Genomic DNA, 16238 nt, shown 5'->3' on the forward strand with positions numbered 1-16238 from the left:
GATCCCCACACCGGACGCACTGCGCCCCCGTGCGAAAGCGCGGGGGCGCAGTGCCGCCACTACCCTCAGATCATGACCATCGACCAGCGGCGCGCGGCGACGATCGAAGACGTCGCCGCCGCCGCGGGAGTCTCGCGCGCAGCCGTCTCGAAGGTGCTGCGCGATGCGTACGGCGTGAGCCCCGCGATGCGCGAGCGGGTGACCGCGGCGATGGTCGAGCTCGAGTATCGACCCAAGGTCGCCGCGCGCGCGATGCGCGGGCGCACCTTCACCATCGGCATCGAGATCCCCGACTTCGGCAACCAGTTCTTCACCCGCATGCTGGGTGGAGCCATGGGAGCCCTCGGCGGCACGCCGTACCAGATCGTCATCGCCCCGGCCGAAGAGGGATCGCGTCAGGGCCTGCGCGCGATCGAGGCGCTCGTCGACCGCCAGGTCGACGGCGTGATCGCGGTCTCGCCGCGCGTCGACCAGCGCGGGCTCGAGAGGATCGCGGCATCCACCCCCGTCGTGATGTTCGGCCGCCATGACCTCTCCGACGACTACGACACGGTCGCCGGTGACGACGTCGCCGGGACGGCCGCCGCGATGCAGCACCTGCTCGGCCTCGGACACGCGCGCATCGCGCACCTGACGCTGAACGAATCCGACCAGGCGGAGCGATCGCCGCACGGCGTGCGCCTGCGCGAATACCAGTCCGCGATGGCGGCAGCAGGGCGCGCGGACGATGTCGAGGTGTGGCGCACCGACGAGGGTCAGGATGCCGCGTACGAGACCGTCCGCGCGGCCATTGAAGCAGGCACCACGGCCACGGCGCTCTTCGCCGCCCACGACGAGCTCGCGATCGGCGCGCTGCGCGCGGTCGCCGAGACAGGCGCGGACCTCTCGGTCGTCGGATACGACGACGTTCCGATCGCCGCGCACCCGGCGATCGGGCTCACGACCGTGCACCAGCCGGGGGACGTCATGGGTGCGCGTGCCGTGCAGCTGCTGCTCGAGCGCGTAGCCGGGCGCGCGGCACCGGTGCATGAGGTCTTCCAGCCCGAGCTGCGAGTTCGCACCTCGACGCGACCGCCCGCCGCGTAGTCACTGTCAGGCGGGCGGGGCGTCGGGGTCGAGGGTCTTCAGGGTGTCTTCCTCGACGGCGTTGTCGGCATCGAGCTGTTCCTCGGTCGTCTCGTCGCCGCCGGTCGGGGCATCGTCCTCGATCGGCTGGCCCTCTGCTCGGCGTTCGCTCATGGCCCGACACTACGTCGGCGTTCGGCGCACGGGGAAGGGCGTTGACATGCGCGATGCCGGATGCTGCGGCCGCGGCATCCGAATCGTCCGCCGCTCCGAACAGAACGGGGGAGACCCCCGACGATTGGAGCATTCAATGAAGAAGACCCTGTCATTCGGATTCGCCGTCACCGCGGTGGCTGCGGCGATCATGTTCGGCTCCGCGGGTGCGGCATCGGCCGCGCACTGCGTCGACAGCGCGGGCACGACGCCCGGGTTCTCGTACTTCGGAACCGTGCACGTCAAGGTCGCCGACCATGCCGAGGGCGGCAACCCCGGTCCGCACGCCGGAACCGGCGGCGCCTCGAACTGCCTCGACACCTCGGGCAACCCGTCCGAGCGCGCGCCGGGACGCGGCTGAGCGCGACGGCGGGCCTCAGCTCTCTGGCGCGAGAGGCGTCAGAGACCTGAGAACACCGCGTTGTCGAGCTCGTCGATGTCGACGCCCGGTCGCTGCGCCTGGTTCGACAGCAGCACCCAGGCGACACCGGCCGACGGGTGCACCCAGAACTCGGTGCCCGACCAGCCGCCGTGACCGTAGACATCGCGGTCGATGAGGCCGGGCGCGCGGGTGCGGAGGTTCCAGGTGAAGCCCCAGTCTTGTCCGCGCTCGGCGGGGTAGGGCTCGAGGCGCGGGATGTCGGCGGTGAGAGGCCGGAGCATCATGGCGTGCGTCGCCGGGGCGACGATCGCGCCGTCGTCGCGCAGCAGCGCCACTCCGAGCGCCAGCAGGTCGTGGGCGCGGCCGATCACGCCGGCGCCGGGGTGCCGCAGGCGCACGAACGATTCCAGGTCGAGGCCGGCGGCCGCGGCATCCGGGATCTCATGCGGGTCTGCGGCCTCGTCGAGCGTGAACCCGTCGGCGCCGATCGCCGCGGCCCAGGCCGCGATGCCGGCATCCCACGAGGCGCCGGTCGAGTGCTCGATCATCGCGGCGATGCCCTCGAACGCGACGGACGAGTACCGCGACGCGGTGCCGGCGGCGAAGTCGCGCCCGCCCGCGAGGAGCGGCGCGCGCAGCCCCTTCGGCGCGTCCAGTGGGGGTTCGACGATGCCCGACGTGTGGCTTGCGAGGTGGCGCAGGCGAACGATGTCGTCGCGGTCGGCGCCGAAGTCCGGGAGCGCTGCCGTGAGCGGAGTCTCGGGTGTCAGCATCCCGCGCTCGATCGCCCGTGCCGCGGTGAGGCCGACGAGCGGCTTGGTGATCGAGAACAGGCGGTAGTGGTCGTCGACCCGTGCGGTGCGGCTGCCGGTCGCGCCGAACGCGTCGAGCGCGACGACGCCGTCCACGGTCGCGATCCCGAGCACGGCTGTGGGCAGGCGCCCGGCATCGACGTGTCGTCGCGCCCAGTCGTAGGCCGCTGTGTAGTTGTTCATGCGGTACCTGCTCCTCTACTGGATCGCGAGTGTACGGCTTGGCTGCGAGCGCACGGCCTGGCCGCGCGGCGAGGCCGTGCACTCGACGGTACGTCGTGCACTCGCGGGGTGGGGGCGCGGTCGGCGGGGCGACGCGGTCACTGCGCCCGCGGGTCGAAACGCTCGGGCGGGAACGCGGCGACGACGGCCGCGCGCAGCGTCTCGAGCGTCGCGTCCGGTCCGAACCAGCCGTGGGTGCGAGCCTGGACGAGAACGTTGCCGAGAGCGGTCGCCTCGACCGGGCCGGCGAGCACCGGCAGGCCCGCCCGATCGGCGGTCGCCTGGCACAGCAGGCGATTGAGCGATCCGCCACCGACGATGTGGATCACGTCGACGTCGCGGTCGGTGAGCCGCCCGGCGGTGTGCACAGCAGCGGCGAAGGCTGCCGCGATCGACTCGACGATCGTCCGCGTGAACGCGGCTCGGGATGCCGGAACCGGCGCACCCTCCTCATCGAGCACCGCCGCGATGCGCGCGGGCATGTCGTCGGGGGCGGCGAGCCGCGGGTCGTTCGCGTCGAAGAGGGCGATGTCGCCGTCGACGGCGGCCGCGGCATCCAGCAGGTCGGGGAGTGAGATCGGCGCACCGTCCTCCGCCTCCCACGTGCGCACCGACTCGCTGAGCAGCCAGAGTCCCGTGACGTTGTGGAGGAAGCGCACGCGTCCGTCGACGCCGCCCTCGTTGGTGAAGTTCGCGGCACGGGCTTCGTCGGTGACGACGGGCTCGTCGAGTTCGACACCCACGAGCCCCCACGTGCCGCATGAGATGTAGGCGGCGTTCGGGGTGCTCAGCGGCACGGCGACGATCGCCGACGCGGTGTCGTGCGAGCCGACGGCGACGACCTCGAGCGGTGCCGCGACGCGCTCGCGGGCGGCGCCGCGCAGGGTGCCGAGGAGCGCCCCCGGGTCGACGAGGTCGGGGAGGACGGATGCCGGAATCCCCAGGCGCTCGGCGAGCTCGAGGTCCCACTGCCCCGTGCGCACGTCGACGAGGCCCGTCGTCGAGGCGTTCGTCCGCTCGGCGACCCGAGCTCCGGTGAGGAGGAAGGCGACGAGGTCGGGGATCAGCAGCGCCACGTCGGCGTCGTCGAGACGGCGCTCGGCGACGTACTGGTACAGCGTGTTGAAGGGCAGGAACTGCAGCCCGTTGCGGCGGTAGAGCTCGTCGAAGGGAATGACGCCGTGCACGCGCTCGACCCCGCGGTGGGTGCGGTCGTCGCGGTAGTGGAAGGGCTCGCCGAGCACCTCGTCGCCGGCCACGAGACCGTAGTCCACGGCCCACGAGTCGATGCCGACACTGGCGATGCCGGGCTCGCGCTTCACTGCTTCGCGGAGGCCCTCGACGATGTGGCGATACAGCGCCGTGAAGTCCCAGTGCAGGCCGTCAGGCCCCGGCACCGGGCCGTTCGGGAAGCGCGCGACCGACTCGAGCGACAGCATCCCGTCGCTCACGCGTCCGATCATGACGCGGCCGCTCGTCGCGCCGAGGTCGACCGCCGCGACTGCGCCGCCTGTGCCCGCCGCGCCCCCCGTCCCCGCGCTCATCGCCCAGACCGTTTACGGACGAGACGCGCCGTGCAGGCGGCGGGCGTAGCGGCGTGTTCCGTCCGTAAACGGAAGAGGCGGGGGGTCATCGGAGGAACGCCGCGGCCACGCCGGAGTCGACCGGAATGTGCAGCCCTGTCGTGCGGGAGAGCTCGGGGCCGGTCAGCACGTACACCGCGTCGGCGACGTTCTCGGGGACGACTTCGCGCTTGAGGATCGTGCGCTGGGCGTAGAACTTGCCGAGATCCTGCTCGTCGACGCCGTACGTCGCCGCGCGGTTCGCGCCCCAGCCCGAGGCGAAGATGCCCGAGCCGCGCACGACGCCGTCGGGGTTGATGCCGTTGACGCGCACGCCGTGCTCGCCGAGCTCGACCGCGAGCAGGCGCACCTGGTGGGCCTGGTCGGCCTTGGTCGCCGAGTACGCGATGTTGTTCGGGCCCGCGAACACCGAGTTCTTCGACGAGATGTAGATCACGTCGCCGCCGAGCTTCTGCTCGATGAGGATCTTCGCCGCGGCCTTCGACACGAGGAACGAGCCCTTCGCCATCACGTCGTGCTGCAGGTCCCAGTCCTTCTCGGTGGTCTCCAGCAGCGGCTTCGACAGCGACAGCCCGGCGTTGTTGACGACGAGATCGACGCCGCCGAACGCGAGCACCGCGGCATCGAACGCGGCCTGGATCGCGTCGGCGTCGGCGACGTTGGCTGCGACCCCGATCGCGACGTCGGTGCTGCCGAGCTCGGCTGCGGCGGCCTGCGCCTTCTCGAGGTCGAGGTCGGCGACGATGACGCACGCGCCCTCGGCGGCCAGGCGCACGGCGATGGCCTTGCCGATGCCGGAGGCGGCGCCGGTGACGAGCGCGATGCGCCCCTGGTGGGTCTTGGGCTTCGGCATCCGCTGCAGCTTCGCCTCTTCGAGCGCCCAGTACTCGATCCGGAACTTCTCGGCATCCGAGATGGGGGCATACGTCGAGACCGACTCGGCGCCGCGCATCACGTTGATCGCGTTGACGTAGAACTCGCCCGCGACGCGCGCAGTCTGCTTGTTCGCGCCGAACGAGTACATGCCGACGCCCGGGACGAGCACGATGAGCGGGTCGGCGCCGCGGATCGCGGGGCTCTCGTCGGTCGCGTGCGCATCGTAGTAGGCCTGGTAGTCGGCGCGGTAGGCCTCGTGGAGCTCGGCGAGACGGGCGAGGGATGCCTCGACCGACGCGTCTGCCGGAAGGTCGAGCAGCATCGGCTTGACCTTGGTGCGGAGGAAGTGGTCGGGGCAGCTGGTGCCGAGCTCGGCAAGCCGCGGCGCGTTCGCCGACGCGAGGAAGTCGAGGACGACGGCCGCGTCGGTGAAGTGGCCGACCATCGGCTTGTCGGTCGATGCGATCCCGCGGATCGTGGGCGCGAGGGCGGCGGCCTTCGCGCGGCGCTCGGCCTCCGGAAGGGACTCGAACCCGGCGCGCACGGCGCCGAACGGCTCGGCCTTCCCGTTCGCGTCGAGGTAGGCCTGCGCCGTCTCGATGATCCAGAGCGAGTTCGCCTCGGCATCCTCCGACGTGTCGCCCCACGCGGTGATGCCGTGGCCGCCGAGGACGCAGCCGATCGCAGCGGGATTCTGCTCCTTGATCGCGGCGATGTCCAGGCCCAGCTGGAATCCGGGGCGGCGCCACGGCACCCACACGACCTTCTCGCCGAAGATCGTCGGGGTGAGGGCTTCGCCGTCGGCGGCGGTCGCGATCGCGATGCCGGCGTCGGGGTGCAGGTGGTCGACGTGCGCGGCATCCACGAGCCCGTGCATCGCGGTGTCGATCGAGGGGGCGGCGCCGCCCTTGCCATGCAGGCAGTAGTCGAACGCCGCGACCATCTCGTCTTCGCGGTCGACGCCGGGGTAGACGTTCGCGAGCGCGCGCATGCGGTCGAGGCGCAGCACCGCGAGGCCCTGCTCGGTCAGGGTGCCGAGGTCGCCGCCCGAGCCCTTGACCCACAGCAGCTCGACGGGCTCGCCCGTGACCGGGTCGGTCTCGGTGCCCTTGGCGGAGGTGTTGCCGCCGGCGTAGTTGGTGTTGGCCGGGTCGGCGCCGAGGCGGTTCGACCGCGCGATTAGATCGGAGGCTGCCGGGTTCGTCATGGTGTGTTTCCTTCGGTGGTCGCGGAGGCGAGAGAGGGGGTGCGCAGGTGCGCGAGTCGGGTGGCGATGCGATCGAGCGAGACGGATGCCGCGCCCTCGCCCGGTCGGTTCAGGTGGCCGTGGTCGGTGCCGGGCTCGGTGACGACGTCGACGTCGCGGCCGGCGGCACGGAGGGATGCGGCGAACGCCTCGCCCGAGACCCGCAGCTCGTCGACCTCGCCGTTGATCATGAGCGTCGGCGGGAACCGGTCCAGGTCGGCGGGATGCGCCCGGCCCGGCACGGAGGCGAGCGGCGCGTCGTCGACCGGCCCGCCGAGGTAGTTCTCGTACATCGCGAGCACCGCCGCGGGGCCGAACCGGTCGGCGTCGGGGTTCGCGTCGAGGAGTGCGCGCAGCGCGGCGTCGGGCGCCGGCTGCACCGCGAGGAGCGTGGGGTAGGCGAGCACGACGAGGGCGGGGAGGATGCCGAGGCCGGCGCCTGAGAGGCGCAGAACTGCACCGGCGGCGAGGTTGCCGCCCGCACTCGCACCGCCGATCGCGAGCCGACCGGTGTCGATGCGCAGCCGGTCGGCGTTCTCGAGCGTCCACGACCAGGCTGCGAGCACGTCGTCCGACCCGGCCGGGTAGTGGTGCCCGGCGCGGGCGCCGCCGTCGGCATCCCACTCGGCCGGAACGGGCGCGAGGCGGTAGTCGACCGAGACCACGGTCGTGCCGCGCGCGGCGAGCGCGCGGGCGACCGCATCGGCTTCCGGCATGTCGAGGTCGCCGAACGCGAACGCGCCACCGTGCGCCCACACGAGCCCTGCCCCGTGCGGGGCTCGTGCGGGGTACACGCGGACGAGTCCGTCTGCGGCGGCGTACGCTTCGGTCATCGGTTCAGGCGCCCCAGCCGGCCTGGGTGCCGCCGACGCGCTCGGCCGCGATCTGCTGCAGGTGGCCGGAGGCGGCGTAGGCCGCCATCGGGTCGGCCGGAAGGCCGCGCGAGACGCGCCATTCCGCGAGCGCCGGGCGCACGTCGGTGTAGAACGCGTCCATGAACACGGCCTGCGCGGCGAGCACGTCGGTCGAGGACTGGGCCGCGGCGAGCGCGTCGCGGTCGACGAGCAGGGCGCGCGCGGTCATCTCCTGCACGTTGAGCACAGAGCGGATCTGGCCGGGGATCTTGTCCTCGACGTTGTGGCACTGGTCGAGCATGAAGGCGACGTCGGGGTTGTTGAGCCCGCCGCCGCGGATGACCTCGAAGACGATGCGGAACAGCTGGAACGGGTCGGCGGCGCCGACGATGAGGTCGTCGTCGGCATAGAAGCGCGAGTTGAAGTCGAACGAGCCGAGCTTTCCGAGACGCAGCAGCTGCATCACGATGAACTCGATGTTGGTGCCGGGCGCGTGGTGGCCGGTGTCGAGGCACACCAGCGCCTTGTCGCCGAGGGCCGCCACCTGCGCGTAGGACGTACCCCAGTCCGGAACGTCGGTGTGGTAAAACGACGGCTCGAAGAACTTGTACTCGAGCACGAGGCGCTGCTCGTCGCCGAGGCGGGCGTAGATCTGCTCGAGCGAGTCCTGGAGGCGGTCCTGGCGACCGCGCATGTCGGTCTGGCCGGGGTAGTTCGAGCCCTCGGCGAGCCAGATCTTGAGGTCGCGCGACCCGGTCGCGTGCATGATGTCGATGCACTCGAAGTGGTGGTCGATGGCCTTCCGGCGGATGCGGTCGTCGTGGTGGGTGAGCGCGCCGAACTTGTAGTCCTCGTCCTGGAACGTGTTCGAGTTGATCGTGCCGAGCTGCACGCCCAGGCCTTCGGCGTGCGCGCGCAGGTCGTCGTACGAGTCGACCTTGTCCCACGGGATGTGCAGGGCCACGCTCGGCGCGAGCGCGGTGTACTTGTTGACCTGGGCGGCGTCGGCGATCTTCTCGTAGGGGTCGCGCGGCGTGCCTTCGGTCGTCCACACCCGGAAGCGCGTTCCGGAGTTGCCGAACGCCCACGAGGGCAGCTCGATGCCCTGGCCTTCGAGGGTCTGCAGGATGTCGGGGGACAGCGTCGTCATGATCGCGTGCTTTCTGTGAGCTGGTCGTGGAGGTTGAAGATCTCGGTGAGGGGGGTCGCCGCCTGGTCGGGGCGTCCCTCGAGGCCCGCGAAGAAGGGGGCCATCTCGGCTTCCCAGCGGGCGGCGACGGCGGATGCTGCCAGGTACGCCTGCGCGGCCGCGTCGTCGTCGGTCTCGTAGTAGCCGATGAGGCGACCGCCGTCGCCGAGGAAGAGCGAGTAGTTGCGACGGCCCGAGGCCGCGATCTCGGCAAGCATCTCGGGCCACACCGGGGCATGGCGGCGGAGGTACTCGTCGAGCATCTCGGGTTTTACCTGCAGCTGGAAGCAGACCCGCGTCGTCGCGGCGGTGCTCGTCATCGAGGTGCTCCTTCGTGGCCTTCCGGCCGGCGGCGTGAATCGTTTCAAGATTAGATGACGAAACGCGCGAGCACAAGCCACGGTCGGCCACGCGCCGCCGTGCCCTACACTCACGGACAGCGCCGAACGGACGGGGGATGCGGATGGCTGTCAGCGTGAAGGACGTCGCCGCGGCGGCATCCGTCTCCGTCGGCACCGTCTCGAACGTGCTCAACCGACCCGACAAGGTGGCGCCCGCGACCGTCGAGAAGGTGCAGGCCGCGATCGCGCAGCTCGGCTTCGTGCGCAACGACGCCGCGCGGCAGCTGCGCGCCGGCCGCAGCCGCAGCATCGGGCTCATCGTTCTCGATGTGCGCAACCCGTTCTTCACCGACGTCGCGCGCGGCGCCGAGACCCGTGCCGCCGCCGGCAACCTGGCGATCCTCCTCGGCAACAGCGACGACGACGCGGCCCGTGAGGCCGACTACCTCGACCTGTTCGAGCAGCAGCGCGTGCACGGCGTTCTCATCACCCCCGTCGACGATGTGTCGGCGCGCTTGGAGGGCCTGCGGGCACGTGGCATCCCGGTCGTGCTCGTCGACCGTCCGAGTGACGATGTCGACGTGTCATCGGTCTCCGTCGACGACGTCGCCGGCGGCCGCCTCGCCGCTGGCCATCTGCTCGAGACCGGCCGCAGGCGCCTCGCGTTCGTGGGCGGACCGTTGTCGGTGCGCCAGGTGGCGGACCGCCTCGCGGGTGCGCGGAGTGCCGTGGCGGAGTACTCGGATGCCGAGATCGAAGTGATCGAGACGCCGGCGCTGTCGGTGCTCGCGGGCCGCGCGGCGGGCGAAGGGCTGCGCGACCGCCCGGCGTCGGACCGGCCCGATGCCGTGTTCGCTGCGAACGACCTGCTCGCGGTCGGCGTGCTGCAGGCCCTCGTCATGCAGGGCTCGATCGCCGTCCCCGGCGACATCGCCCTGATCGGCTACGACGACATCGACTTCTCGGCGGCGACAGTCGTGCCGCTGTCGTCGATCCGCCAGCCGAGCGAGCTGATCGGCTCGCGCGCCGTCGACCTGCTCATCGCCGAAGTCGACGGCAGCGGTGAACGCGAGCAGGTGGTGTTCCAGCCCGAGCTCGTCATCCGGGAGTCGACCGTCCCGCGCTGAGATGCCGAGCGCGAGTAGCGTGGCGGGCATGCCTCAGAACTGGGCCGGAACCCACGCGTACGCAGCCCCTCGCATCGTCGCGGTGTCGACGGAGGATGATGTGCGGCACGCCGTCGCCGCGGGCGGGCCGGTGCACGCGCTCGGCACACGGCACTCGTTCACCGATCTTCCCGACACGTCCGGCACCCTGATCGACGTCAGCGGGCTCGACGGTGGGTTCTCGCTCGACCGCGGCGACGGCGGCGTGACCGTCGACGTCGCGGCCGGCACGCGCTACGGCGTGCTGGCGCAGTGGCTCGACGCAGAGGGCTGGGCGCTGCACAACCTCGGCTCGCTCCCGCACATCTCCGTCGCCGGCGCGACGGCCACCGCGACCCACGGATCCGGCGATCGCAACGGCGTGCTGACGACGGCGGTGCGCGGCATCCGCTTTGTCGGGGCGGATGCCGAGGTGCACGATGTGCACCGTGGCGACCCCGACTTCCCGGCGCTCGCGGCCGGCGTCGGAGCCTTCGGTGTCGTCACGCGGCTGACCCTCGCGGTGCAGCCGTCGTACCGCATGCGCCAGGACGTATACAAGGGCGTGTCGTGGGATGCCGCGCTCGCCGACTTCCGCGCGATCACCGGCGCCGGCTACAGCGTCTCGGTGTTCACGCGGTGGGACGAGGGCGGCATCGGCGACGTGTGGGTGAAGACGCGCCTCGACGCCGACGACGATGCCGTGCCCGACGAGCTGCTCGACGGCGCGCGCGATGTGACGGCGAACCCTCTCGAGGATCTGCCCGACATCACGGAGCTCGGGGGAGTGCCGGGACCGTGGATGCTGCGCCTCCCGCACTTCCGCCTCGACGGCCAGCCGTCCTTCGGCGACGAGATCCAGAGCGAGTACTTCGTCGCGCGGGCGGACGCGCCGGCGGCGCTGAACGCGATGCGCGCGCTGGCGCCGCTCATCCAGCCGCACCTGCTGGTCAGTGAGCTGCGCACCGCGGCATCCGATGACCTGTGGCTGAGCGGCGCCTACGCGCGCGACATGCTCGCGATCCACTTCACGTGGCGGAACGACCCCGCAGGGGTCCTCGGTGTGCTGCCGCGCATCGAGGAGGCGCTGGCGCCGCTCGGCGCCCGCCCGCACTGGGGGAAGCTGCACACGTTCGACGCCGCGGCGATCGCGCGCGTGCACCCACGGCTCGTCGATGCCCGGGCGGTGTTCGAGCGGCTCGACCCCGAGGGCCGGTTCGCGAACGCGCACCTGCAGCGGCTGGGCGTGCGCGCTGAGCGCTGAGCGCGAACGGATCAGCGCGTTCGCGAGCGGGAGGCGTCGGCCGGCACCGGAATCGGCGTGGTCGTCGCGACCTCTTCCGAGAACTCCTCGGGCGCTGCCCGCACCACCGACATCGGTCGGGTCTCGTCGATCGTGAGGCGGAAGCGGCGGTCTTCGTGGCGGTGCAGGCGCCCGGAGACCACGAGCCAGGTGGCCCCGATGGCGAACGCGACGAGGGCAGCCGTCGCGCCGACGAGGATCGCGACGCGGGGGCCGAACTCTGAAGCGACCCACCCGACGATGGGGGCGCCGACCGGCGTTCCGCCCATCAAGATCGCCATGTACAGCGCCAGCACGCGGCCGCGGAGCGCCGGATCCGTGGTCGTCTGCACGTATCCGTTCGCGGTCGTGAGCATCGTGACGACGGCGAAGCCGGTGAACATGAGCGTTGCGGCATATGCCCAGTAGGTGGGCATGAAGGCGGATGCCGTGGCCGCCACCGCGAAGAGCAGCGTGCCTCCGATCACGACGCGGATCCGGGCGCGATCACGGCGTGCGGCCAGCAGCGCGCCCGCCAACGAGCCGATCGCGAGGATCGAGCTGAGCAGGCCGAACCCGTCAGCCTCTTGACCGAACTCGATCGCCATCGTCGACGCGTAGATCGGGAAGTTCATGCCGAAGGCGCCGACCAGGAACACCATCGCGAAGGTGACGATGAGGTCGGGCCGCTTGGCGACGTATCGGAAGCCGTCGGCCAGCCGCGCCGACCCGGTCGCCTTCACGCGGGGGATGAGCTCGTCGACCCGGATGAGCAGCAACGCGACGATCATGCCGATGAAGGTGACGGCGTTCACGAGGAACACCCACCCGGTGCCGACCGCGACGATCACGAGTCCGGCGACCGCGGGACCGATCATGCGCGCGCCGTTGAACGAGGCGGCGTTCAGGGCCACCGCGTTCGAGGCGTTCTCGCGTGCCACGAGGTCCGAGACGAACGCCTGCCGCGTCGGATTGTCGAACGCGGCGACGACGCCGAGCGCGAGCGAGAACGCGTACATGAGCGGCAGCGTCATGACCCCCGCGAGGATCAGCGCGCCGATCGTGAGCCCGATGATCAGCAGAAGCCCCTGCGTCAGCATGAGCAGGCGCCGCCGGTCGAAGCGGTCGGCGACCCATCCGGTGACGCCCACGAGCAGCAGCGGCGGACCGAACTGCAGGGCCATCGTGACGCCCATCGCTGCGGCGTCGTTGTCGGTCAGCTCGGTGAGCACGACCCAGCTGGTCGCCGTCGCCTGCATCCACGCGCCGATGTTCGACACGAGTGCGCCGATGAACCACACGCGGTAGTTGAAGACCGAGAACGAACGGAACATCGCGCTCATCGGGCGACCATCGCGTTCATGATCTCGGCCGCGCGGGCGAGCGTCTCGCGCTCGTCCGGGGAGAGGTCGGCGAGGGCGGATTCGACCCACGCGTCGCGCCGGCGCGCGGTCTCGTCGACGACGGAGCGACCGTTGTCGGTCAGCGAGATCACGACCTTCCGGCCGTCGGACTCGTCCGCCGAGCGGGCTACGTACCCTGCGTCCTGCAGGCAGTTCACGGTGCGGTTCATCGACGGCGCCGAAACGCGCTCGCGGTCGGCGAGTTCGCCGAGCGTGTGCGGTCCGTGCACCCACAGCGCCGCGAGCACGGCGAACTGGCCGTCGCTCATCGAGTCGATCGCGCGCTGCGTTCGCAGACGCCGTGCGAAGCGGAAGGTCGCGATGCGGAGATCCGACGCGGCGGCGGAGAGGTCGTCGATCTCGGGGGGCGTGGGGGTTCCGTGGCTGCTCATGCGATTCCTTAGCCTAGCTCATTAGCTGTGCTAAACAAATGTGATGGCCGATTCTTCGGAGATCGGATGCCGCAGCCCTCGGCATCCGCACGCCTAGACTCTCCGCATGCCCGAGTTCACCGATGCGCACGGCATCGCGATCGTCTACGACGTTCACCGCCCGAAGACCACGCCGCGCGCGGTCGTCCAGCTGCTCCACGGCGTCGGGGAGCACGTCGGCCGCTACGGCGCCCTCATCGACGCGCTCACCGCCGACGGCTACATCGTCTACGGCGACGACCACCGCGGTCATGGGCGCACCGGCATGAAGCAGCACGCGGGCGATGCGTCTCGGCTCGGCCATCTCGGCCCGGGCGGAATGCCCGCCGCTGTCGCGGCGATCTGGCAGCTGACCCAGCAGATCCGCGCCGAGAACCCTGACCTGCCGCTTGTGCTGCTCGGGCACTCGTGGGGATCCTTCCTCGCGCAGATCCTCCTCAACGACCACCCCGAGGCCTATGACGCGGTCGTGCTGAGCGGGTCGGCGCTGCGCTGGCCGGGTTCGCTCAACTCGGGCGATCTGAACCGCCCGTGGAAGGGCGAAGACGCCATGGGCACCGAGTGGCTCGCGGCGGATCTGTCGGTCGGCCGCGCGTTCCTGGAGGACCCGCTGACGACGACCGACTCGGTCATGAAGCTGTTCGGACCCATCGATGGAGCGCGGCTGTTCGGCAGGCCCCGCAAGAACCTCGGCGTCGACATCCCCGTGCTCCTCATGGTCGGCCGCGACGACACGGTCGGCGGGCCGCGCAGCGTGCACAAGCTCGCCGACGCATATCGCACGCGGTCGGGGCTCACCGATGTCACCACGCTCGTGTACCCGGACGCCCGGCACGAGATCTTCAACGAGGTCGCGCAGGAGGATGTGCGCGGCGACCTGCTCGCATGGCTCGACCAGCGGTTGCCGGCGCGCGACTGACCGGAGTCCTCCACGCACGCCGATCGTTGCGGAACGGTTGACGCGGTGACCACCGGTGCGCCATTCTGTGACCAGTGACACCCGTGGGAGCGCTCCCACGGGTGAGCCCCCTCAGCGATGACGCTCAGGGCCCGGTCGACGAAGACCCAAGGAGACGCACACACATGTCCCACGATTCCCCCCGATCGTCGCGCCGCAGGGTGCTCGCACTCGCCGCGGCGGCCACACTCGCCGCGGGGCTCGCCGTACCTCTCGGCGCGTCCGCAGCTGGGGCCGCCGACAGCGGCCTGGAAGGCTCGGAGCTGTTCCTCAATCCCTGGTCGACGACCCTCGAAGCGGCCCAGGGACTCAGCGGCCAGGCGCGCACCGATGCCCAGCTGCTCGGCTCGATCCCGTCGGCCGACTGGTTCACGAAGGGAACTCCCGCAGAGGTCGAGGCGGCCGTCGACGAGGTCGTCACCGCCGCGGCGAACCGCGGCGAGATGCCGGTGCTCGTCGCCTACAACCTGCCGTTCCGCGACTGCGCGCAGTACTCCGCGGGCGGGGCACTGAACACCGCCGAGTACACCGCGTGGATCGACGGATTCGCCGCGGGCATCGGCGACCGTGCCGCCACCGTGATCCTCGAGCCCGACGGCCTCGGCATCATCCCCCACTACGTCACCATCAACGGAGATGCCGAGTGGTGCCAGCCCGCGGGCGTCTCCGCTGCGACCGCAGCCTCGGCGCGGTTCGAGCAGCTGAACTACGCGGTCGACGCACTCAAGGCCTCGGAGAGCACAGCGGTGTACCTCGACGGCACGCATAGTGGCTGGCTCGGTGTCGGCGACATCTCGCACCGTCTCCTGGAGGCAGGCGTCGAGCGTGCGGACGGCTTCTTCCTGAACGCCTCCAACTACGTCCTGACCGAGCGGCTGCACAAGTACGGCAGCTGGATCTCCCAGTGCATCGAGCTGACGACCCAGGTGAGCTGGTGGCAGGCGCAGTGGTGTGCCAGTCAGTACTACCCGGCAAGCCCCGGCGACTTCAGCACCTGGACGCTCACCGATGAGAAGTACGCCCAGGACCTCTCGGGCGCGGGAGTCAGCCTCGACCCGGCGTCGATGACGCACTTCGTCATCGACACGAGTCGCAACGGGCAGGGCCCGTGGACGCCCCCGGCGGGGGTGTACTCCGACGCGGAGGACTGGTGCAACCCGCCGGACCGGGGCCTCGGCCTCCTGCCCGACACGACAACCGGGGTGCCTCTCGTCGACGCCTACCTGTGGATCAAGGTGCCGGGCGAGTCCGACGGCAAGTGCTACCGCGGCACGCCCGGACCCCTCGACCCTGAGCGCGGGATCGAGGACCCGGCAGCGGGTCAGTGGTTCGTCGAGCAGGCTCGTGAGCTCGTCGCGCTGTCGAACCCACCGGTGGCGCCCCTCACCTGCGAGGTCAAGGTCACGGGAACCAAGGTCGGCAAGGGTTTCCTCGCCGCGCTCGTGGTGCGAAACAACAGCACCTCGACGCTGTCGCCCTGGACCCTGTCGTGGTCGTTCGACGGTGACCAGCAGGTGAAGAAGGTCGTCGGCGGCACCGCCGTGCAGAGCGGCGCCGACGTCACCGTGACGGCTGCTCGCCCGATCGCGACGCTGCGACCCGGCAAGACGACCGCGATCGCCGTCACCGGCACCGGAGCGGCCGTCGAGCCGTGGCAGTTCCACCTCAACGGGAAGGCCTGCACCACCCGCTGAGCGAAGAATCGAGAGGGCGGCGGGCTCCCTTCCCGCCGTCCTCTCGTCTGCCCATTAGCAGGGATCGAGGCCTGTCGTCCAGCCCCGGGCAGGATCTGAGCCGGACGACCCCCCGTCGGTAGGCTGACCCGGCCGCGGCATTGTGCTGCGGCATCCGTCCGTCTGGAAAGGTCCCCCCACCTTGATCACCCTCAGCTGGCTCCTCCTCCTCGCCATCATCGGCGGCGTCATCGCCCTCGTCGACGGCATCCTGCGCCTGCGCGGCAAGGGCAATACCGTGCTCGGCGTCATCGAGATCATCGTCGCCGCGCTCCTCCTGCTGTCGCTGTTCGTCACCGGCATCCCGTTCGGGGCGGTCGTCCTCGGCGTCGCGACGATCATCGTCCTCATCATCGGCCTCGTGATGCGCGGCCGCACCGGCATCACGCTGCCGATCGTCGGCATCGTCGTGCTCGTGCTGTGGCTCGTGCTCGCCAACCGCTGGCTCATCATCCCCGGCATCAACTGAGTCGTCGGCGGGCTCGGGCGCCGCGCCCGAGCCC

16 protein-coding genes are annotated in these 16238 nt (G+C 71.0%); 7 read left to right on the plus strand and 9 right to left on the minus strand.

The window, feature by feature from the left end; translation table 11 throughout:
- Positions 1-72 precede the first annotated feature (72 nt).
- The gene (locus tag FFS15_RS12995) at positions 73-1086 is read left to right on the plus strand and encodes a LacI family DNA-binding transcriptional regulator (protein ID WP_137845464.1); all 1014 of its coding nucleotides are present in this window, start codon (positions 73-75) and stop codon (positions 1084-1086) included.
- Positions 1087-1092: 6 nt separating this feature from the next.
- On the opposite strand, the gene FFS15_RS18645 is transcribed toward FFS15_RS12995, so the two are convergent.
- Complete coding sequence (locus FFS15_RS18645; protein WP_171013191.1) at positions 1093-1239, minus strand: hypothetical protein; 147 nt, start codon at positions 1237-1239, stop codon at positions 1093-1095.
- Positions 1240-1375: 136 nt separating this feature from the next.
- Here FFS15_RS18645 and FFS15_RS13000 point away from each other — a divergent pair, with 136 nt between their 5' ends.
- Positions 1376-1639: a hypothetical protein gene (locus FFS15_RS13000; protein WP_137845465.1), complete on the plus strand. Its 264-nt coding sequence runs from the start codon at positions 1376-1378 to the stop codon at positions 1637-1639.
- Between the two features lie 38 nt (positions 1640-1677).
- Here the strand turns inward: FFS15_RS13000 and FFS15_RS13005 are convergent, their stop codons facing one another.
- The 6 genes from FFS15_RS13005 to FFS15_RS13030 form a co-directional block, all read right to left on the minus strand.
- Positions 1678-2655: a serine hydrolase domain-containing protein gene (locus tag FFS15_RS13005; RefSeq protein WP_137845466.1), complete on the minus strand. Its 978-nt coding sequence runs from the start codon at positions 2653-2655 to the stop codon at positions 1678-1680.
- Positions 2656-2792: 137 nt separating this feature from the next.
- The gene (locus tag FFS15_RS13010) at positions 2793-4238 is read right to left on the minus strand and encodes a rhamnulokinase family protein (protein WP_137845467.1); all 1446 of its coding nucleotides are present in this window, start codon (positions 4236-4238) and stop codon (positions 2793-2795) included.
- An 85-nt stretch (positions 4239-4323) separates the two neighbouring features.
- Entirely contained in the window at positions 4324-6360 is a 2037-nt protein-coding gene (locus FFS15_RS13015) for a bifunctional aldolase/short-chain dehydrogenase (RefSeq protein ID WP_137845468.1), read from the minus strand.
- A complete protein-coding gene (locus tag FFS15_RS13020; RefSeq protein ID WP_137845469.1) occupies positions 6357-7232 on the minus strand; it encodes an alpha/beta hydrolase fold domain-containing protein in 876 nt (291 codons plus the stop codon). The genes FFS15_RS13015 and FFS15_RS13020 overlap by 4 nt, the downstream gene beginning before the upstream one ends.
- 4 nt (positions 7233-7236) lie before the next feature.
- Complete coding sequence (rhaI, locus tag FFS15_RS13025; RefSeq protein WP_137845470.1) at positions 7237-8403, minus strand: L-rhamnose isomerase; 1167 nt, start codon at positions 8401-8403, stop codon at positions 7237-7239.
- Positions 8400-8762: an L-rhamnose mutarotase gene (locus FFS15_RS13030; protein ID WP_137845471.1), complete on the minus strand. Its 363-nt coding sequence runs from the start codon at positions 8760-8762 to the stop codon at positions 8400-8402. Before FFS15_RS13030 ends, rhaI begins: the two co-directional genes overlap by 4 nt.
- 143 nt (positions 8763-8905) lie before the next feature.
- Between FFS15_RS13030 and FFS15_RS13035 the strand changes: the two genes are divergently transcribed.
- Together FFS15_RS13035 and FFS15_RS13040 are read left to right on the plus strand one after the other, a co-directional pair.
- Entirely contained in the window at positions 8906-9910 is a 1005-nt protein-coding gene (locus FFS15_RS13035; RefSeq protein ID WP_137845472.1) for a LacI family DNA-binding transcriptional regulator, read from the plus strand.
- A 28-nt stretch (positions 9911-9938) separates the two neighbouring features.
- Positions 9939-11192 carry a D-arabinono-1,4-lactone oxidase gene (locus FFS15_RS13040; protein WP_137845473.1) on the plus strand — a complete coding sequence of 418 codons (1254 nt, stop codon included), beginning with the start codon at positions 9939-9941 and terminating at the stop codon, positions 11190-11192.
- Between the two features lie 11 nt (positions 11193-11203).
- On the opposite strand, the gene FFS15_RS13045 is transcribed toward FFS15_RS13040, so the two are convergent.
- Positions 11204-12553, minus strand: coding sequence for an MFS transporter (locus FFS15_RS13045; RefSeq protein WP_137845474.1), 1350 nt, complete (start codon positions 12551-12553; stop codon positions 11204-11206).
- Positions 12550-13005 (minus strand): MarR family transcriptional regulator, encoded by a 456-nt coding sequence (locus FFS15_RS13050; RefSeq protein WP_137845475.1) that lies wholly within the window; start codon positions 13003-13005, stop codon positions 12550-12552. The genes FFS15_RS13045 and FFS15_RS13050 overlap by 4 nt, the downstream gene beginning before the upstream one ends.
- A 106-nt stretch (positions 13006-13111) precedes the next feature.
- On the opposite strand from FFS15_RS13050, the gene FFS15_RS13055 reads away from it, so the two are divergent.
- From FFS15_RS13055 to FFS15_RS13065, 3 genes are all read left to right on the plus strand, one after another.
- Complete coding sequence (locus FFS15_RS13055) at positions 13112-13963, plus strand: alpha/beta hydrolase (RefSeq protein ID WP_137845476.1); 852 nt, start codon at positions 13112-13114, stop codon at positions 13961-13963.
- Between the two features lie 164 nt (positions 13964-14127).
- Positions 14128-15696, plus strand: a complete 1569-nt coding sequence (locus tag FFS15_RS13060) for a glycoside hydrolase family 6 protein (RefSeq protein WP_137845477.1) — start codon at positions 14128-14130, stop codon at positions 15694-15696.
- Between the two features lie 181 nt (positions 15697-15877).
- Complete coding sequence (locus FFS15_RS13065; RefSeq protein ID WP_137845478.1) at positions 15878-16204, plus strand: hypothetical protein; 327 nt, start codon at positions 15878-15880, stop codon at positions 16202-16204.
- Positions 16205-16238 lie beyond the last annotated feature (34 nt).

Origin of the sequence: Microbacterium sp. 2FI (genome assembly GCF_005502885.1) — a bacterium.
Lineage (GTDB): Bacteria > Actinomycetota > Actinomycetes > Actinomycetales > Microbacteriaceae > Microbacterium.